At 67.3% G+C, this 18,664-nt stretch carries 12 protein-coding genes; 6 read left to right on the top strand and 6 right to left on the bottom strand.

Annotation, left to right across the window (positions count from 1 at the left end; all coding sequences use genetic code 11):
- The first annotated feature begins 1 nt into the window (after window position 1).
- The gene (locus tag J7302_RS15090) at window positions 2–1,960 is read left to right on the top strand and encodes a DUF7844 domain-containing protein (RefSeq protein ID WP_215376166.1); all 1,959 of its coding nucleotides are present in this window, start codon (window positions 2–4) and stop codon (window positions 1,958–1,960) included.
- A 95-nt stretch (window positions 1,961–2,055) separates the two neighbouring features.
- On the opposite strand, the gene J7302_RS15085 is transcribed toward J7302_RS15090, so the two are convergent.
- Window positions 2,056–2,457, bottom strand: coding sequence for a GFA family protein (locus J7302_RS15085; protein WP_215376163.1), 402 nt, complete (start codon window positions 2,455–2,457; stop codon window positions 2,056–2,058).
- A 102-nt stretch (window positions 2,458–2,559) separates the two neighbouring features.
- On the opposite strand from J7302_RS15085, the gene J7302_RS15080 reads away from it, so the two are divergent.
- On the top strand, window positions 2,560–3,468 hold the full coding sequence (locus J7302_RS15080; RefSeq protein ID WP_215376160.1) for an AEC family transporter: 909 nt from the start codon (window positions 2,560–2,562) through the stop codon (window positions 3,466–3,468).
- 4 nt (window positions 3,469–3,472) lie between these two features.
- On the opposite strand, the gene J7302_RS15075 is transcribed toward J7302_RS15080, so the two are convergent.
- Window positions 3,473–3,625 carry a hypothetical protein gene (locus J7302_RS15075; RefSeq protein ID WP_215376157.1) on the bottom strand — a complete coding sequence of 51 codons (153 nt, stop codon included), beginning with the start codon at window positions 3,623–3,625 and terminating at the stop codon, window positions 3,473–3,475.
- A 107-nt stretch (window positions 3,626–3,732) separates the two neighbouring features.
- Between J7302_RS15075 and J7302_RS15070 the strand changes: the two genes are divergently transcribed.
- Together J7302_RS15070 and J7302_RS15065 are read left to right on the top strand one after the other, a co-directional pair.
- Window positions 3,733–5,040 carry a CitMHS family transporter gene (locus J7302_RS15070; protein WP_215376153.1) on the top strand — a complete coding sequence of 436 codons (1,308 nt, stop codon included), beginning with the start codon at window positions 3,733–3,735 and terminating at the stop codon, window positions 5,038–5,040.
- 104 nt (window positions 5,041–5,144) lie between these two features.
- Window positions 5,145–5,906 (top strand): TerC family protein, encoded by a 762-nt coding sequence (locus J7302_RS15065; protein ID WP_215376150.1) that lies wholly within the window; start codon window positions 5,145–5,147, stop codon window positions 5,904–5,906.
- Window positions 5,907–6,252: 346 nt separating this feature from the next.
- On the opposite strand, the gene recD is transcribed toward J7302_RS15065, so the two are convergent.
- The 4 genes from recD to J7302_RS15045 form a co-directional block, all read right to left on the bottom strand.
- Window positions 6,253–8,088, bottom strand: coding sequence for an exodeoxyribonuclease V subunit alpha (gene recD, locus J7302_RS15060; protein ID WP_215376147.1), 1,836 nt, complete (start codon window positions 8,086–8,088; stop codon window positions 6,253–6,255).
- Complete coding sequence (gene recB, locus J7302_RS15055; protein ID WP_215376142.1) at window positions 8,085–11,615, bottom strand: exodeoxyribonuclease V subunit beta; 3,531 nt, start codon at window positions 11,613–11,615, stop codon at window positions 8,085–8,087. Before recB ends, recD begins: the two co-directional genes overlap by 4 nt.
- Before the next feature lie 153 nt (window positions 11,616–11,768).
- Window positions 11,769–15,014 (bottom strand): exodeoxyribonuclease V subunit gamma, encoded by a 3,246-nt coding sequence (recC, locus tag J7302_RS15050; protein WP_215376251.1) that lies wholly within the window; start codon window positions 15,012–15,014, stop codon window positions 11,769–11,771.
- 83 nt (window positions 15,015–15,097) lie between these two features.
- On the bottom strand, window positions 15,098–16,300 hold the full coding sequence (locus J7302_RS15045) for an argininosuccinate synthase (RefSeq protein WP_215376138.1): 1,203 nt from the start codon (window positions 16,298–16,300) through the stop codon (window positions 15,098–15,100).
- 68 nt (window positions 16,301–16,368) lie between these two features.
- Between J7302_RS15045 and J7302_RS15040 the strand changes: the two genes are divergently transcribed.
- Complete coding sequence (locus tag J7302_RS15040; protein ID WP_215376135.1) at window positions 16,369–17,613, top strand: diaminopimelate decarboxylase family protein; 1,245 nt, start codon at window positions 16,369–16,371, stop codon at window positions 17,611–17,613.
- Window positions 17,614–17,673: 60 nt separating this feature from the next.
- Window positions 17,674–18,609, top strand: a complete 936-nt coding sequence (locus tag J7302_RS15035) for a methionyl-tRNA formyltransferase (protein ID WP_215376132.1) — start codon at window positions 17,674–17,676, stop codon at window positions 18,607–18,609.
- Window positions 18,610–18,664 lie beyond the last annotated feature (55 nt).

Here is an 18,664-nt window from a genome sequence, read left to right as displayed (position 1 = left end):
GTTGAACACGCTGCTACGCCTGATTGGCCTGGCGGGCCTGCTGGCCGCCGCGACGGCCCAGGCCGAATTGCGTCTGGTACTCGATGGCGAGGACCTCACCCCGCCCCAGCGCCAGGCCAGCGAGCAGTTGCTGATCGAGGCCCGCGCCGCCCTACCCCCCCGTTTCATCCAGCGCCTGGACCGCGAGGTCAAGCTGAGCTGGAGCGACGAGCTGCCGGAGAACGGCTACGGTCGCGCCACCAGCCCATACACCTTGCAGCTCAATGCCAGGCTGCTACCCGGTCTGGTCGATGGCAGTGCAGCCCGTGAGCAGACCGGGCGGCCCCACGGCACCGTACGCCGTGAAATGCTGGCTACCGTCCTCCACGAGTTGACCCACCTCTATGACCGCGCACGGCTCTGGACCGCTGCCGACCAATCGCAACTGTTTCGCTGCCGCCTGCAAGCCGGCAGCACGGGACAGGTTGGCCTGCCGGGGGACTGCCGCGGACAGACCAAACGCCGCTTCACCTTCAGCGATGACCCACGCCTGCTCGACCTTGCCGGCTGGCAGCAGCAGGTCGGCCGTCGCGGTCAGCGCGAGCTGCAGAACCACCAGGTGGCGCGTAGCCCGGACATCTACGAACTGAGCAACTCGCGCGAGTTCGTCGCGGTGAATATGGAGTACTTCCTCCTCGACCCGGCCTACGCCTGCCGTCGCCCGGCACTGCACCGCTACTATCAGGCGCATTTCGGCTGGGCGCCGGCGAATCAAGCCGAGTGCCCCGACGACTATGCGTACCTCAATGCCGGCCGCGACTTCGGCAAGCAGCCCCTTGGCCGCCTCGATCCCGAGCGCGTGTACGAGGTGGATTACCTGTTCGCCGAAGCCAACGAGAACTGGGTCAGCCGCTGGGGTCACAGCATGCTGCGCCTGGTGATCTGCGCCCCGGGCCGCCCGCGCGGGCCGGACTGCCGCCTCGACCTGGACCAGCACCTGGTGCTTTCCTACCGCGCCTTCGTCGGCGACGTGCAGCTGTCCAGCTGGGACGGTCTCACCGGCGCCTATCCCTCGCGGCTGTTCGTGCTGCCCCTGCACCAGGTGATCGAGGAATACACCAAGGTGGAACTGCGCAGCCTCGCCTCGATACCGCTCAAGCTCAGACGCGACGAACTCGAAACTCTGGTCGAGCATGCCACCGAGATGCACTGGAGCTACGATGGCGACTACTGGTTCCTATCCAACAACTGCGCGGTGGAGACCCTCAAGCTACTACGCAGCGGCACCGACCACCCAGCCCTGCGCGACCTCGACAGCATCATGCCCAATGGCCTGCTGAAGGTGCTGGAAGCTCGTGGCATCGCCGATCGGACGCCACTGCAGGACCCAAAGGAGGCCTTGCGCCTGGGCTACCGCTTCGACTCCTTCCGAGACCGCTACCAAGCCATGTTCACGGTGATTCGCGAGCGTATGCGGGTACCTCAGGAAAAAGTGGAAGGCTGGCTGGAGTTGACCGCCGAGCAACGCCGTCCCTGGTTCGCCAAAGCCGACCTGCGCGCGAGCGCCGCCCTGCTGCTGCTGGAGCAGGCCGCCCTGCGCCGACAATTGCTGCTGGCCCAGGATGAACTCAAGCGCAACTACCTGAGCTCAAGGGAGCAGGCTGGCCAGACGCGTTTCGCCAAGGCGGGCGGTACCCTCGAGAAAATGCTCGCCAACAGCGGTTACCTGAGCCGCCCGGCTGAGATGCTGGACGGCGGCTACGGCCTGCCGCAACGCGCCGAATGGCAGCGTCTGGAAACCGAGAGCAGCAGCCGCCAGCACACCATGCGTACCCTGAGCGACGACCTCGATCGCGAGGTCCGCAGCCTGCTGGAGCCCCAGCGCATGGCCGAGCTCAACGCCACGGAAGCCAACCTCAAGCAGATCGGCGCGCATCTGCGCCAACTGCACAAGAACGCCGGCGGGTTGGTCCTGCCTTGATATACCGCTGATGGGTATCGCGCCGCTGAGCGAAGCGAAGCCCAACCTGCAGGAAGCCTCCTAGCCACGTATCCGCGATACCCACCAAGCCCAGCTCAGAGGTTCTCCTCCTCGTCCTCCGGCAGCTGCGGATCCAGGCTCAGCCAGGGCAGCCGGTTCTTCACCCAGATATGCCGGTTCGCCGGAGCGGCCTCGGGCTGGTCCAGGGTGGCAATCGTCAGGTCCATGGTGTCTGGACTGAGCTGGGTGAACAGCGCCAGGTGGCAGCCGCAGTGGGCACAGAAGTAGCGCACGCAGCTCGCCGAGGAGGCATATTCGGCGGGCATACCGGCAGTCCAGCGGAAGCTCGCCAACGGTACCGTGACCCAGGTGGTGACGATGCCGCCTGTGGTGCGCCGGCAGATCGAGCAATGGCAGTGGGCGATGTCGCTCAGTGGTGCGTCGACGGCGTAGCGCAGCTGCCCGCAATGGCAGCCGCCGGAATGCAGTTCGGCCATGGTGTCCTCCGGTATCGAGACTGACTGTTACCCTAGCAGGCCGGTTGCGAATGTCCGTCGAGCCGCCGAAGATGTGCGGCGCATGCCTGACCGGATGTCACCATGACCACCCTGCTCTACGCCCTCTGGCCCCTCTTCGCGCTGATCGTCGGCGGCTTCCTGCTGCGCCGCTGGGACTTCCCCGGCGAGGCATTCTGGCCGGCAGCCGAGCGGCTCAACTACTTCATCCTGTTCCCCGCCCTGCTCTTCAGCAGCCTGGCCATGGCCCCATTGGACAACCCAGCGTTGCCCCGTCTGGCGCTGGCGGTGTTCCTTGGACTCGGCATCGGCTGGAGCGCCCTGCTCCTGGCTCGCCGGCTGCTGGGCTGGCCAGCCGCGCGCTTCGGCGCGGTCACCCAGGGCATCTTGCGCTTCAACACCTACCTGGGCCTGGCCGCCATTGGCAGCCTTTACGGCAAGGACGGCCTGGCCATAGCTGCATTGATGCTGGCGCTGATGGTGCCGACGGTGAACCTGATGTCGGTCTGGGCACTGACCGCCGAACGCGGCGTGAGCCTGCACGGCCTGCTCCTGCCCGTGGCAAAGAATCCGCTGATCCTCGCCTGCCTGGCCGGCGCCCTGGTAAACCTGGCCGGCTTCGGCCTGCCCGGCGGCACCGACCGCCTGCTCAACCTGCTGGCGGTGGCCAGCCTGCCGCTTGGCCTGCTCTGCGTCGGCGCGGCACTGCGCCCGCAGGAGCTGGCCGGCGAAGTACCGGCCCTGGCCTGGAATTGCGCCCTGCGCCTGCTTGCCATGCCGGCCCTGGCCTTCGCGGTAGCCCAGGTGCTCGGCCTACCGGCCATGGAAAGCAGCATCCTGGTACTGTTCTTCGCCCTGCCCACCGCCCCCACGGCCTATGTGCTGACCCGCCAACTCGGCGGCGACAGCCACCTGATGGCCGGGATCATTACCCTGCAGACCTTGCTCGCCGCCGCCAGCCTGCTGCTGGTCATGCGCGTTGTGTCCAGCTGAACCGTCATGGCGGCCCGGCCGCAGTTCGTCGCTTAATCCCCGAGCTTTCGGCACCGATCACCGCCGAAAGCTCGCTGAAAGGTTGACGCCTTAGCATCCGCCCCACTGCCGGCAAACGACCGGTAACTCCGACAACAACAAGATTGGTGATCGACATGTTCCGTTCCTGCTGCCGTCCCGGCACCCCGCCGCCCGTTCTCCGCACGCCTTCGGCCTCGCGCTGATCCGCTTCCGCCCCGCCCGAATCACGTCCGGAGAACCGCCATGCTCACTCTGCTCGGCTTCGCCATGGTCATCTGCTTCATGTACCTGATCATGACCAAACGCCTGTCCGCCCTGATCGCCCTGATCATCGTGCCCATCGTTTTCGCCCTGATCGGAGGCTTCGCCGCCGGCATCGGCCCGATGATGCTCGAAGGCATCGGCAAGCTCGCCCCCACTGGCGTCATGCTGATGTTCGCCATCCTCTACTTCGCCCTGATGATCGACTCCGGCCTGTTCGACCCGGCCGTGCGCAAGATCCTCAAACTGGTCAAGGGCGACCCGCTGAAGGTCTCGATGGGCACCGCCGCGCTGGCGCTGATCGTCTCCCTCGACGGCGACGGCGCCACCACCTACATGATCTGCGTCGCCGCCCTGCTGCCGCTGTACAGCCGCCTGGGCATGAGCCCGCTGATCATGGCCGGCCTGATCATCCTCGCCGGCGGCATCATGAACATGACCCCCTGGGGCGGCCCTACGGCTCGCGCCGCCAGCGCCCTGCACGTGGATCCGTCGGACATCTTCGTACCGATGATCCCAGCCATGATTGCAGGCGCGCTCGCCCTGTTCGGTCTCGCCTGGGTCTACGGCAAGCGGGAGCGTGCGCGCCTCGGCGTGCTGCACCTGCCGGACGAGCAGATCAGCCACGACGAGATCAGCGTGTCGCAATACCCGGAGGCACGTCGGCCGAAGCTGCTGTGGGTCAACGGCGGCCTGACTGCCTGCCTGATGGCGGCGCTGATCGCCGGACTGCTGCCGCTGCCGGTGCTGTTCATGATCGCCTTCAGCGTCGCCATGATCATCAACTACCCCTGCCTGCAACAGCAGAAGGAGCGCGTCGCGGCCCATGCCGGGAACGTCCTGGCGGTGGTGGGACTGATCTTCGCCGCTGGCATTTTCACCGGCATCCTCTCCGGCACCGGCATGGTGGAAGCCATGTCCAAGAGCCTGCTGGCGGTCATCCCGCCATCCCTCGGCCCACACATGGCGGTGATTACCGCGCTGGTGAGCATGCCGTTCACCTTCTTCATGTCCAACGACGCTTTTTATTACGGCGTGTTACCGGTTCTGGCCGAGGCCGCGAGCCATTACGGCATCAGTCCGGTGGAGATGGCGCGAGCGTCTATCGTAGGCCAGCCGGTGCATCTGCTGAGCCCGCTGGTACCCTCGACCTACCTGCTGGTGGGCCTGGCCAAGGTGGAGTTCGGTGACCACCAGCGCTTCACATTGAAGTGGGCGGTGATGATTTGTCTGTGTATCCTCCTCGCCGCCTTGTTGCTGGGTGTCTTTCCACTGTTCGGATCGCACTGACAGCCGCTGAATGACACCCCCGAACCTGCCGGAAACTGCGTAAGCTCTTTCCGGCTCGTTCGTGCCCATCCCTAGCCTTAAAACCTCACGAGGAATCACGCATCATGGAATGGCTGACCAGCCCGGAAATCTGGGTCGCCTTCTTCACTCTGACGGCCCTGGAAATCGTTCTCGGCATCGACAACATCATCATGATCGCCATCCTGGTAGGGCGCATGCCGCCGCACCTGCAGGCGCGCACGCGACTCTTCGGCCTGGCGTTGGCGATGGTCACCCGTATTCTGTTGCTGCTGTCGATCACCTGGATCATGCGGCTCACCACCGACCTGTTCGAGGTATTCGGCCAGGGCATCTCGGGGCGTGACCTGATCCTGTTCTTCGGTGGCCTGTTCCTCCTGTGGAAGAGCAGCACCGAGATGTATCACAGCCTGGAAGGCGAAGACGAAACCGAAGGCGAGCCCAAGAGCATGGCCGGCGGCTTCATCGGCACCATCATCCAGATCGCCATCATCGACATCGTGTTCTCGCTGGACTCGGTGATCACCGCCGTCGGCATGGTCTCCAACGTGCCGGTCATGGTCGCCGCGATCATCGTCGCCGTGCTGGTGATGATGCTGGCCGCCGGCACCATCAGCTCGTTCATCGACAAGCACCCGAGCCTGAAGATGCTGGCGCTGTCCTTCCTGGTCGTGGTCGGTACCGTGCTGATCGCCGAATCCTTCGAAGTGCATGTGCCGAAGGGCTATGTCTACTTCGCCATGGCCTTCTCCCTGGCCGTGGAAGCGCTCAACATCCGCATGCGCATCGCCCGCGGGCGCAAGGAAGTGGAGCCGGTGAAACTGCGCAAGGACATTCCTGGCGAGTAAGCCGACGCAGTGAAAAACGGGGCCTGATGGCCCCGTTTCTTATTGAGCACCACTCTGCGTTGTGGGGGCGAATTCATTCGCAAAGAGCCATAGCGTGGCTCCTTCGGCGCCCCAGGGCAGACCTTCGGCCTGCTTGGCGAATGAATTGGCTCTGTCCCAGTCAAGTGTTGTCACTGGCTGGCTCCCTTGTAGGAGCCAGCTTGCTGGCGAACGGGCTCATTTCGCGAGCAAGAACTCGGCGTCCCCCTCGCTCCTACAGGGCTCTCAGCCCGACCGTTGATGGCTAGCAACAGCTAACGCCGACAGAGCCAATGATTTCGCCCCCACAGGAAGCCATGCTCCGCCGCTAGAACAGGCTCAGCTGATCCTGCTCCTGTACTGGCCCCGACGGCACAGGGGGTTCCTGTGCCGACACTCCCAGTCGTTCCGCCAACCCCGCCGCACGCTCGGCCTTGGTCGAGACCGCCTCGGCGAGCCGCGCTGGCAATCCCCAGATTTCCACCTTCAGCTTGGCGCGGGTGATGCCGGTATAGAACAGCGCACGGGTCAATAGCGGGCTGGGCTGCTCCGGCAGTGCCAGGAGCACCTCAGTGAACTCCGAACCCTGGCTCTTGTGCACCGTCATGGCAAAGGCACTGTCGTGGCTCGGCAGGCGCGCCGGAGCGAAAGGGCGGTAGCCTTCGTCACCCTCGAAGAACACCCGCAGGCCGTTGGGCGTGGAAAGGCACAGGCCGATGTCACCGTTGAACAGCCCCAGGGCATAGTCGTTCTGCCGCACCATGACCGCACGCCCGGCGTACCAGCGCTCGCGGCTGGGAACCCCCAGGCGTCGGCGGATACGGGCCTCCAGCGCCTCGTTGATACCGCCGACGCCCCATGGGCCTTCACGCTGGGCAGTGAGGGCGCGGAAGCCGTTGAAAGCGGTGAAGGCGGTCTGCGGATCGCCACTGCGCACGGCAGCGAAGTAGGGCGCATAGCCACTTTCCAGACGCTCCAGCAGGGCCGCCGGGCTGGGCGCGGCATTCCAGGCCAGATCCGGGTGCGCGCCGCGCAGCAGGTCGAGAGTACCGCGCGCATTACCGCCGTTGATCCGCCGCGCCAGCTCGCCGATCCCGCTGTCGCCGGCGAAGCGATGGCTGTGGGTGAGCAGCACCACCGCGTCGCCCAACCGCGAGCGCGGGTTATCGACTGGCACAGGCTGACCGGTCAGGCGTTGCAGGTCGGCCGCCGCCTGGGCATCGAAGCCACGCCCCTCGCAGAGTTCGGCGAATACCGCACCAGCTTCCACGGCAGCGAGCTGGTCCTTGTCACCGAGCAGGATCAACCGTGCATTGGGCGGCAGGGCGTCGAGCAGCTTGGCCATCAGTGCGAGGTCGACCATGGATGCCTCGTCCACCACCAGCACGTCCAGCGGCAGCGGGTTATCGGCATGGTGGCGCACCCGCGGGCTGTCGCCGCGGCTGCCGAGCAGGCGGTGCAGGGTGCGCGCCTCTTCGGGGAGTGCCGCCTTGATCGAATCGCTCACCGGCAGCTCGGCCTTGGCATTGCGGATAGCCTCGGCCATGCGCGCGGCCGCCTTGCCGGTGGGCGCGGCCAGGCCGATAGCCAACCGCTGACCGCCAGGCTGTTCCAGCAGGGCGGCGAGCAGGCGCACCACGGTGGTGGTCTTGCCGGTCCCGGGGCCGCCGGAAATCACCGCGAGGTTGCGCCGAACCGCTTGCGCAGCCGCCAGGCGTTGCCAATCCGGCTGTTGGGTGTTGCGGGCGAACAGGCGCGCCAGCGACTCACTGAGCTGTACTTCGTCCACTTCTGGCCGCGCCGCGGCGCGCTGTAGCAGATTGGCCGCCAGCTGCGCCTCGTACGCGTGATAGCGGCTGAGGTAGAGGCGGGCGCCATCCAGGGTCAGCGGCGCATAGCCGCCTGGGCTGGCCACCAGCCGTGAGCCCCGCAAAGACGCCAGCCAGGCCTCCAGCGATGGCGCCAGAAGGCCCGGTCCGGCGTCGGCGAACACGCGCTGGCCGGCCACCCGCGCCAGCGGCAGGCAGACATCGCCGGCCCCCAGTGCCTGACAGCACAGTGCGGCAGCGGCCAGCACCGACGCATCCGCCTTAGGATCGAGGCGCTGTAGGCTCTCGGTGAAATACCGCTCCAGCGGGCCCAGGGTCCAGTCGGCCAGGTTCATCCGCGGCCCTCCTCGAACAGATGGTCCAGTGCGTCGAGCAGGCTGTCGGCGGGACGGTGGAAGTACACCCCGGCGTCCGGCATGCCGCGCAGGAACAGGTAAAAGGCACCGCCGAGCTGATCACTGGAAAAGCCATCCAGGCGCTGACGCAGGAAACGCCGCAACGCCACCAGGTAGATGAGGTACTGCAGGTGATAATGCTCGGCGGCGATGGCCTGCTCCAAGCGCTCGCCGACGTACCAGCCGGCGTCCGGACCGAGCCAGTTGGACTTGTAGTCGGCGATGTACCATCGTCCGGCGTGCTCGAAAGTCAGGTCGATGAAGCCTTTCATGAAGCCCTTCAGGGTGTCGAACTCCAGGCGCTCGGCGGCCAGGCGCATCGGTTCCGGCAGTCCGAAGGCCGGGTTGGCGAGGAGGGCGCGCAGGCGTGCGACGTCCAGCTCGGCCACTGGAAAGGTGAAGCCGAGTTCCGGTAGACGCCGCGCCGAGGCGAGGCCAGCCAGGGTCATACCCTGGCCGTCGAGGTCGGTGTCCAGCACCTGCTGCAGGTGGGCACTGGCGATTTCCGACCAGCTGTCCGGCAGACCGTGGCCTTGCAGGTGCTTCTGCACCAGCGCCGGCAACTCGCCCTCGTCACGCATCCAGTCTTCGAGGATGGCGTGCAGGCAGGTACCGGCGCGGGCGCCACGCGGGAAGGCGAAGAAGCCTGTGCCCGGGTCCTGGGTGGAAGGCATGGCCAGGGTGTCGCGATCCGGCGCCTCCATGTGCATGCCGGCCGCCAAGCCGGAGAAGCTGCCGACACGCCAGGTGCTGCTGAGCGTGCGCGACAGGGTAGCCAGGATGGCAGGCGCCTCGGCGCGGGATTCGCCCTGGGCGCTGGCCTCATCCACTTGTGGATAAACCAGGGCGATCTGACCAGCGCTGGCACCAGCCAGGGCTTCCAGTTCCCGACGCAAGCCGGCGCCATCGAGGGCCGCCAGGTGGCTGGCCAGAGCGCCCAGCACATCCTCCTGGTCCAGCGAGCGGCCATGCAGCAACCAGGCGAGGGCGCAGCTGTGCAGGCCGTCTTCCGGCAACTCGCCATCCTTCTTCGCCTTGGGCAGCGCCACCGGGCCCCAGTGCAGCCAGAGCCGGTCGCGGGCGCGGGTGAGGGCAACGTAGGCCAGGCGCAGGCGCTCGGCGAAACGCTCACGACGGGCCACGGCGCGATGAGCGTCGAAGTCATCACTGCCGAGGTCCAGCAGCGGGGTGCCGTCGGCGGCGTGGCAGGTAATGTCTTCATCCCGACGCAGCAGGGCGCCGTCCCACAGGTAGGGGCAGAACACCAGCGGGTATTCCAGGCCCTTGCTGGTGTGCACGGTGACGATCTGCACGCGCTCGGCATCGCTTTCCAGGCGCAGCAGGGCATCGTCGCCATGGCTTTCGGCGCCGCGCTGGGCGTTGAACCATGCCAGCAGCGGTTCCAGGCCGGGGCGCTGGAGGCTTTCGGTCTGCAGCAACTCGGCCAGGTGGAGGAGGTTGGTCAGGCGACGTTCACCGTCGGGCAGGGCGATCAGGCGTTCGGCCACACCCTGTTCGTCGAGCCAGGCGCGGAAGGCGCGCATGAAGCCCTGCTGCTGCCAGAGCTGGTGGTAGCGTTCGGCGCTCTCGCGCTCCTCGTCCCAGGCGTGCTCGTCATCCTGGCAGCGCGCAAGTTGCAGTGCGTCGCGGCCCAGCAGGCGGGTGGCCAGGGCGTAGCGCAACACGCCTTCGCGACCCGGCTCGGCATAGGCGGCCAGCACCGCGGCCAGTTCCTCGGCTTCCTCGCTGTGCCAGACGCTGTCGCGGCCACGGCGCACGCTGGGCACACCGCGAGCGGCCAGTTCGGCGGCGACATCGCCGGCCTGGCGGTGACTGGATACCAGTACGGCGATATCACCGCCCTGCAGCGGAATCCGCTGTCCGTTATCCTCGAAATAGGCCTCACCGCGAGTGCTGGCCGCCAGCAACCCGGCGATGCGCCTGGCGGTATCGACAGCCACGGCGCTGCCGGCCTCACCCTTGCCGATGGGCTCGTCACCCAGCCAGACCAGCTCCAGCGGCGCGTCGGCCCCGGGCAGCACCAGGTGCGCACGCGACTTGTTGCTGGCGCCCACGGGCGGGTAGTCGAGGCCGGGTTCGGCGAAGGGCAGGGGCCGGGCAAACACCTGGTTGAGCGCGGCGATCAGCTCCGGGGTGGAGCGGTGGTTGGTATCCAGGCTGTACTGCCGGGCGGCTTCCTCACGGGCCTTCAGGTAGGTGGCGAGGTCCGCGCCCCTGAAGGCGTAGATGGCCTGCTTGGGATCGCCGACGAAGCACAGATCACCTTCGTGCTCATACACCCGGCGGAAGATTGCGTACTGCACCGGGTCGGTGTCCTGGAACTCGTCGATCAGCGCCACCGGGTAGCGCTCACGCAAGGCCTGGCCCAGAGCCTCGCCGACGGGGCCATGCAAGGCGTCCTCGAGACGGTTGAGCAGGTCATCGAACGCCAGCAGGCGTTGCGCCGCCTTGCGCGCAGGCAGCTCGCGGTTGAGGGTTTCCAGCAGGCGCACCTGCAGGGCGATCAATCGCGCCGCACCGGCGGGTTCGGCCTCGGCCAGGGCATCCAGCACGCCTTGCAGGGCATCGGACACCGCATCCAGTGGCGCGTCGAAGCCCTTCTTGGTGGCCTTGATCAATGCTTCCCTGGCGAGCTTCTCCAGACCGGTGGGCGCCGCGAAGAGGGCGGCCGGGTCGGCGAAATAGGCGTCCAACTCCGCCTGCCAAAGGACAAACTTGGCGGCGTCGTAACTGCGTTTGTTCAGGCCATCGAACCGGGTCAGCGTCTCCAGCCACTGCGCGCCCTGGCGCTGCCAGAAGCCCTGGGCATGGCTCCAGGCCTCGCTGGCGGCGGAGAGGTCGCCTGCCTTGAGCTCGCTCGGCTCGATGCGCAGGTACGGCTTGCCCAGATGCGCGCGCAGGCGCTGGCGCAGCCATACCGGAGTGATGCGTTTCTGCGCGAGGAAACGCGCCCAGGCCGGCTCGGCCTCGGACAGCTCGCGACGCCAGAGGTCGGCGAGCAGGGCGTCGAGCACCTCGCGGTCATCGGTGGCCAATTCGCTGTCGAAATCACCACCGGCCTCGAACGCGGCGTCCTGCAGGGCACGCTGGCAGAAGCCGTGGATGGTGAAGATGGCCGCTTCGTCGAAGCCATGCACTGCCAGCAGCAGGCGGCGGTGGTGTTCCTCACCCGGGTACTGCGCATGCAGCCCAGCCAGCACCGGGTCCGGCGCCGGCGCGCCTTCGTAGACAGCGAGCAGAGCGGCCAGGCGCGCGCGGATGCGCTCACGCAGCTCGGCGGTGGCGGCAGTGGTGTAGGTGACGACGAGGACCTGCCCGACACCCAGTTGGCGCTCGAGCAACAGGCGCGCGTAGAGCGCGGTCAGGGTCCAGGTCTTGCCGGTGCCGGCGCTGGCCTCGATCAGGCTGCGGCCGGTGAAGGTGTCGTTGAGAAGGTCGAGGCTCATGGGCGGCCCTCGGTCAGCAAGCGGCAGCGCAGGCCTGCGGCCTGCTTCGTGAATGAATTCGCCCCCACAGGAAGAGCGCCTGATTCAGCTCGGCATGAAGCAAGCTCGCTCTCCCCCCGAAAGAGGGCGGCCAAAAGCAGGCAGAGCATCGGATCAATCCTCATCTTCACCTCCCGCCAAGACATCCAGCGCTGGCCCCAGCAGGGTTTCCGCCAGCGTTTCGAAGCGTTCGCCCAGCGCCTCGCGGTCGCGGAAGGCGAGGGCGTACCAAGGGTCCTGCGATTCGCCTATTGGTCCGAAATCGATGCCCTCCCAGGCCATTCGCGCCTTGCTGCGGGCGGCGTCGAGGGGTTCCTTGCGGCCGGGCTTGCGCAGGCCGTGGGCAAACCCGTGACTCGCCTTGGTGAGCAAGGGCAGGGGACTGCACAGGGCTTCGCGGTAGGCATGCAGCCAGGGCTCCAGCAGCTCCCTGGCGTTGGCCAGCGGGCCGGCCTGCCAATCACCGGCGGGCGAGAGGAGGCGGCTGTCGCGGGCAATGCCTGGCGTGGCAGCGAGGTTGAGCAACAGGTGGCGCAGCCAGAAGGGCGCCAGCTCCCATTCGCCCAGGCGATTCAGGCGCCAGCCGAACAACCCCTGCGAAGTGACACCATCCAGCCAGCCATGGATGCGCACACCGGCCAGTTCGATATCCACCAGCAGCGGCTGCGGGACTTCCTCGGGCCGTGCCTCGGACAAGCGCGGTGCAAAGGCGCGCACCGGTCCACGCAACTGCCCCCAGAGCGCATAGCCCAGCTCGCCAGTGGGCAGCCAGCCGGCGGCACGGGCGATGCGTCGCTCGTCTGCCTCCGACCAGCCACGCTCGACAGCATCCAGCGCCAACTGGCGCAGGCCGCGCCAGGCCGGGCCTTCAAGGGCGAAGGGCTCGTCGCTGGCCAAGGCCTCCTCAGCTTCGGCCAGACGCAGGCCCAACCGTTGTTCCAGCAGGAAGCGCGCCGGATGGCGGAAGCACTGGATGAGTTGCGAAGGTTCCAGGGTCAGCCAGTCGGCATCCGGCTCCGGCAGTGGCAGGGCGAACGGCGCGGCGGACGCTTGCGGCGGCTCGGCCAGGCGCTGGGCGGCGCGGAACCAGGGGGCGGCGAACCCGGCGTGAGCGGCGCCGGCGAAGTTGCCCGAGGCGAAGGGTTGCAGCGGGTGGGCCAGCAGGATGCGCTCGCTGGCCTTGCCCTCGTCGGCGGTCGCCGTGAGGTCGATGGTTTCCAGCAGTTCGCTGACCAGCACCGAGGGCGGCAGGTGGGCATTGTCGCGCGGGTCACGGCCGACGAAGCTGAGGTAGAGGCCGTCGCGCGCCGACTGCAGGGTTTCCAGCAACAGGTAACGGTCGTCCAGGCGGCGGGCGCGGTCGCCCCGGCGTGGCTTGCGGGCGATCAGGTCGAAGCCGGCAGCCGGTGTACGGCGGGGGAAGGCGCCATCGTCCAGGCCCAGCAGGCAGACGTGACGGAACGGCAGGCTGCGCATGGGCACCATGGTGCAGAAGGTCACCGCGCCGGTGAGGAAGCCCGAGGCACCGCTGCCCGAATCCAGCGCCGCCACCAGATGCTGGCGCACCAGCGCCAGCTCCAGCGGGCGCTCGATGCCGGCGGCTTCGGCCTGCTCACGCAGGGCGCCGCAGGCCTGGGATAGCAGCAGCAGGGTATCGCCGGCCTCGCGCTCGTCGATCAGCTGGTCGAGCAGCCCCTGCAGGGTGTCGGCCCATTCCACTAGCGGCCGTGGCCGCGCCATGTCGTCGGCCAGGCTACCGAGGCGCTGCACGAACCCGGCCAGGCGCCCGAGCAGTTGCGCCCGCGCGCCTTCCAACGCGTCCAACGGCCAGTTATCCCCAAGCAGGGGCGGCGCCTCGCCGGCCAGTTGCGGTGGCGCAGCGAAGCCGAGCAGCAGTCGATCGAGGCCTTGGCGCCAGCTGAAGGCACCTTCCTCCGGCAACCCCAGGCGGGCACGGTGGGCGCCATCTCGGCCCCAGCGCACGCCGGCGTCACGCAGCCAGTCGCGCAGCAACGGCAGGTCTTCCGACTCGATGCCCGCCCGAGCCGCCAGGGCCGGCTGCTCCAGCCAGGCAAGCAGTTCCTCGGCGGCAAAGCGGCTCTGCGGCAGCTCCAGCATGGCGAGAAAGGTTTCCACCAGCGGCAGCTCGGCGCGCAGGCTCCGGTCGGCGAGACTGAAGGGGATGCGCGGCACGCCCTCGCGCGGGGCGAATACGGCTTCGATGTACGGCGCATAGCGTTCGATATCCGGCGTCAGCACCACCACCTGGTCGGGGCTGAGGCTGGGGTCGGCCTTGAATCGGGCGAGCAGTTGGTCGTGCAGCACTTCCACCTCGCGCAGCGGCGAGTGGCAGAGGTGCACCTCCAGCGAGCGATCATCCTCGCGCAGGGCCAGGCGTTCCTCGGAGCGGCGGGTGCGCAGACGCAGGATGTCGTTCTGCACGGCGCGCAGCAGGCTGCTGTCCTGGAGGTCTTCGTCCTCGGCGTAGACGCCAACTTCCTGGCCACCCAGGGTGAACAGCGCATCGAAGAAGTCGCGCCCCTGCTTGCCAAGGCTGGCCAGCAGCGGGTGACCGACGTCCAGGTACCAGTCGTCGATTCCCGGCTCCGGCAGCTTGGCCAATTCGCGGATGTCGCGGATGTCGCCCCAGGCCTCGCGGCAGGGGTTGAGGGCAAAGAGGATGACCTCGCAATGCTGCGCCAGCCCGTCCAGCACGCGCATGTGGTGCGGCGGCAGGCTGCTGATGCCGAATACCACCAGGCGCTCGGGCAGGCAGGCAATGGGTTCGCCGCTGTGCAGCCGGGCCAGCAGATCGCCAAGCAGGCGTGCGCGGTGCGGGTGGCCGTCGGCGGTCAGTTCGCGCCAGAGCAGCGCCTGCCATTCTTCGTCCGGGCCGAGGCCGCAGCTTTCACCGCGCTCCCAGGCATCCAGCCAGTCGTCGCGGTAGAGCAGGTATTGGTCGAAAACGTCAGCGATGCGCGCGGCCAGGGTCAGGCGTCGGCGCTCGTCGCCACCGTCGAGGTATTGCGCCAGGCGCGACGCACGCGCAAGGTTCTCCGGCTCGCACAGCCAGTCGTATAGGCGCCAGCCGAGAGTGACCGGGTTGAAGGCCGACTGCGGCGGCAGCTCGCCCAGCACCCGCCGGGTGACGTCCCAGACGAAGCGTGCCGGCAACTGGATGTCCAGGTGCATGGCAATGCCCTGCTTGCGTGCCAGCTGCAGTGTCAGCCAGCGCCCCATGCCTTGGCTCGGCACCACTACCTGGGCGGGTGCCAGGGGGTCTTGCAGGGGTTGCGCGAGCAGCATGCAGGCTAGCTCGCCGAGGCTTTCCAGGTCGTTGGCGTGGTAGAGATTGAGCATCGGGGACATCGCATCCGGAAGGTCGTCACAGGTTAGCAGCCGCCCCCCCCAGCGGTCGCCCCCGATGCAAGGGCTCGCCCGCTTCAGAGCTCCGAAGCCGGCCCACGGAGCTTGGCACGTATCCGCTGGGGCAGGGACCAGACATACGCGAAACCGATACCCGCCGGATGGTCGAATCGGTCGGCGCCGTCATGGGCCGTCAGGCCATAGTCGAACAGCGCGTCAGCGGTCTCGCGGCCCTCGACCACGATCCCGCCTTTGTACAGGCGCAGTGCGATGCTGCCGTTGACATGCGCCTGGCTGGCTTCCACGAAAGCGTCGAGGGCCTTGCGTAGCGGCGACCACCATTGCCCGCGGTAGACCAGTTCGGAGTATTTCAGCGCCAGCTCGGCCTTGCAGTGCAGGGTGTCGCAGTCGATGGTGAGATCCTCCAGTTCGCGATGGGCGAAGTGCAGGATGGCCCCGGCGGGGCTTTCGTAGAGGGCACGGTTCTTGATGCCCATCAGGCTGTTTTCCACCATGTCGACGCGGCCGACGCCATGCCGGCCGCCCAGATCGGTGAGACGCCGGACCAGTTCCATGGGCGCCAGGCGCTGGCCGTCCAGACTCACCGGCACACCGCGCTCGAAACCGATCGCGACATGCGCAGGCGTGTCGGGCGCTTCTTGCGGGTCAGTGGTCAACTGGTAGGCAGTTCGCGGCAGCCTGGCGCGAAAGTCGTCGATTACTCCACATTCCGTGCTGGTACCCCAGAGGCTGCCATCCATGCTGAACGGGCTGTCGGCGGTGGCGCTTACCGGGATGCCGAAGCGCTGTGCATAAGCCAGCTCCTCGTCGCGGGATTTCAGCTCCCATTCAGCACAGGGCGCCAGCACCCGCAGGGCCGGATCATGGGCGACCACACCGGCATAGAAACGCACCTGGTCGTTGCCCTTGCCCGTGGAGCCGTGCGCCACCGCTTCGGCGCCTTCGGCATGGGCAATGCGCACCAGGTGCCGGGCGATCAATGGGCGTCCCAGGGGGGCGGCCATGGTGTAGCGCCGCTCGTACAGCGCGCCGGCCCGCAATGCTGGGAAGACGTAGTCGCGCAGGTATTCCTCGCGCAGATCCTCGATGATCACCTTGCAGGCACCACTGGCCAGCGCCTTTTCGCGGATCGCCTGGAAGTCCTCGGGCTGGCCGAGATTGGCGCAGAAGGCGATCACCTCCGCGTCATGATTTTCCTTCAGCCAGCGCAGGGCCACCGAAGTGTCGAGACCGCCGGAATACGCCAGAACGATTTTCATGGGTTGCTCCTTCCCTGGATACCGGACTGCCTTCTGCTAAAAACAGTGAAAGCTCATGGACGAACCTCATGCTAGACCATCCCACCGACGCCACCCTGACTGCGGTCGCCGAACGCTTCGGCACCCCGTTGTTCACCTACGATCTGGCGCGCATCCGCCACCAGGCCACCAATTTGCTCAACGCGCTGCCGCCTGGCGCGACGCTGCATTACGCCTTCAAGGCCAACCCCTCGCTGGGCATCTGCCGACTCCTGCGGGAAGCGGGCCTGGGCGCCGACATCAGCTCCGAGGGCGAACTGGTGACTGCCCTGGCGGCCGGTTTCACGCCAGATCAGTTGCTGTTCACCGGCCCCGCCAAGCACCCGGCACTGCTCGAACGCCTCTGCGCGCACCGCCCGGGCCTGATCGTGCTGGAGTCCCTGATCGAGGCGCGTCGGCTCGATGCCATCGCGCTGCACCTGGGCTATTGCCAGGACGTGCTGCTGCGGGTGCATCCGCCAGCCGCCCTGCTGGAGGAGGCAGCGCGCGACGGTATCCAGGTCGCACAGGCGAGCAGCAAGTTCGGCATTGACGACGCGCACTTGGCCGAGGCGTTGCCCAGCCTGCAAGCCATGCCCGGACTGCGCTTGCGTGGCCTGCAATGCTACGTCGCCAGCAATGTGCTGGACCCGACCCAGCTGCTGCGACCGGCCAGCTGGCTGCTGGGACGCCTGGAAACATTGCGCCGCGCCGGCCACCGGGACCTGGACAGCCTGGATATCGGCGGCGGTCTTGGAGTGCCTTATGCGCAAGACGAGCCCGCCCTGGACCTGAAGCGCTTCACCGAAGGTCTGCACCAGCTGCAGGCCAGCGCCGGAATAACACTGCGGCTGGTGCTGGAAGTCGGCCGTTACCTGGTGGCCGAAAGCGGCTGCTACCTCACCCGCGTGCTGGATGTGCGCGAATCCCGTGGGCGAACCTGGGTGATCGTCGACGGCGGCATCCACAACCTGCTCCGGGGTTACAACGGCAAGGCCAACCGGCTGTTACGGCTGGTTGGCGCTACAGGCCGACGCGAACACCAGGTGTGCGTCGCCGGTTGCCTGCCAACACCGCAGGACGTGCTGGTGGAGGACCTAGCACTGCCCATGCCCGAACCGGGCGACCTGTTGGCACTGCCCAATTGCGGCGCCTACGCCTATCACCACAGCCTGCTGAGCTTCGGCCTCCACCCTGCACCGGCAGAGGTGGCGCTGGAGGCCGGCGATGCCTGGCTTCTACGCCAGCGCGGGCATTCAGAGGCGGTGCTGGCCGGCCAGGCACCTTGCCGATGAACGTCATTTGACTTCTGCCTTCGCGAGTCTAGTGTCCACTTCACCAGGGAAGAGCCATGGATGGGCGAATGGATGCGCATCGTATTCTTCGGTTTTCAGCGTTGGGGGACCGAAACCCTCAGAGCCCTGCTCGCCAGCGGTCATGACGTGCCTCTGGTGGTGACCCACCCGCCTAGCCGCAACCCCGCGGACAACCTCTGGTCAGATTCGGTCACCGACCTGGCCACTACCGCGGGCATTCCCGTAGTCGAATGCCGCTATGCCAACGCCCCGGAACTTGCCGAGCTGCTGAAGGCGCAGGACGCCGAGCTGCTGGTGCTTTCCAACTGGCGAACCTGGCTGTCGCCGCAAATCTGCGCACTAGCCCGCCACGGTGGCATCAACCTGCACGACGCGCTGTTGCCGCGTTATGGCGGATTCGCCCCGATCAACTGGGCTATTGCCAACGGCGAAACCCTGACCGGGGTCACCGTGCACCGGGTCGAGGACGAGCTGGACCTGGGCGATATCCTCCTGCAGGAGATCGTCCCCATCCACCCTCAGGAGACCGCCACCGATATCTTTCACCGCACCCTGCCACTGTTTGCCAGCCTGGCGCTGGCCGCGGTGGATGCGCTTGAGCGTGGGACCGCGAGTTTCACCGCTCAGGACAGCCGCCAGGCGACCTTCTTTCACAAGCGCGACGAACGCGACATGCGCATCGACTGGTACCGGCCAGCGCGGGACATCCACAACCTGATCCGCGCCCAGTCGCCGCCCTATCCCGGAGCCTTCAGCCATTTCCGCGGCCAGCGCATCGAGCTGCTCATGGCTGCGCCAGCACCTCGGGACTACCGCGGCACACCCGGCCGTCTGCTCCTCACGGCCGATGGCGCGGTGGTCCTCTGCGGTCCGCCCGGCCCACAGGGGCTGCTGATCGAGACCGTGGCGCCGGAGCAGCGCCCCGCCATGCCCGCCAGCCAGTTCTTCGCCGGCAGCTCCGGCTATTTCGACTAGTCGTACGAGCCCCGCGGCGGGCCCGGCCCGTTGCGGAAATGGAAGACCGCGATAC

This window comes from Metapseudomonas boanensis (assembly GCF_018704125.1).
Lineage (GTDB): Bacteria > Pseudomonadota > Gammaproteobacteria > Pseudomonadales > Pseudomonadaceae > Metapseudomonas > Metapseudomonas boanensis.
This window is presented reverse-complemented; position numbering and strand designations above follow the sequence as displayed.

Bases quoted from the DNA above. Each gene is read 5' to 3' on its own strand.
- J7302_RS15085 (WP_215376163.1), bottom strand. From the start codon at position 2,457: ATGGCCGAACTGCATTCCGGCGGCTGCCATTGCGGGCAGCTGCGCTAC.
- J7302_RS15080 (WP_215376160.1), top strand. From the start codon at position 2,560: ATGACCACCCTGCTCTACGCCCTCTGGCCCCTCTTCGCGCTGATCGTC.
- J7302_RS15075 (WP_215376157.1), bottom strand. From the start codon at position 3,625: ATGTCGATCACCAATCTTGTTGTTGTCGGAGTTACCGGTCGTTTGCCG.
- J7302_RS15070 (WP_215376153.1), top strand. From the start codon at position 3,733: ATGCTCACTCTGCTCGGCTTCGCCATGGTCATCTGCTTCATGTACCTG.
- J7302_RS15065 (WP_215376150.1), top strand. From the start codon at position 5,145: ATGGAATGGCTGACCAGCCCGGAAATCTGGGTCGCCTTCTTCACTCTG.
- recD (WP_215376147.1), bottom strand. From the start codon at position 8,088: ATGAACCTGGCCGACTGGACCCTGGGCCCGCTGGAGCGGTATTTCACC.
- recB (WP_215376142.1), bottom strand. From the start codon at position 11,615: ATGAGCCTCGACCTTCTCAACGACACCTTCACCGGCCGCAGCCTGATC.
- recC (WP_215376251.1), bottom strand. From the start codon at position 15,014: ATGCTCAATCTCTACCACGCCAACGACCTGGAAAGCCTCGGCGAGCTA.
- J7302_RS15045 (WP_215376138.1), bottom strand. From the start codon at position 16,300: ATGAAAATCGTTCTGGCGTATTCCGGCGGTCTCGACACTTCGGTGGCC.
- J7302_RS15040 (WP_215376135.1), top strand. From the start codon at position 16,369: ATGCTAGACCATCCCACCGACGCCACCCTGACTGCGGTCGCCGAACGC.
- J7302_RS15035 (WP_215376132.1), top strand. From the start codon at position 17,674: ATGGGCGAATGGATGCGCATCGTATTCTTCGGTTTTCAGCGTTGGGGG.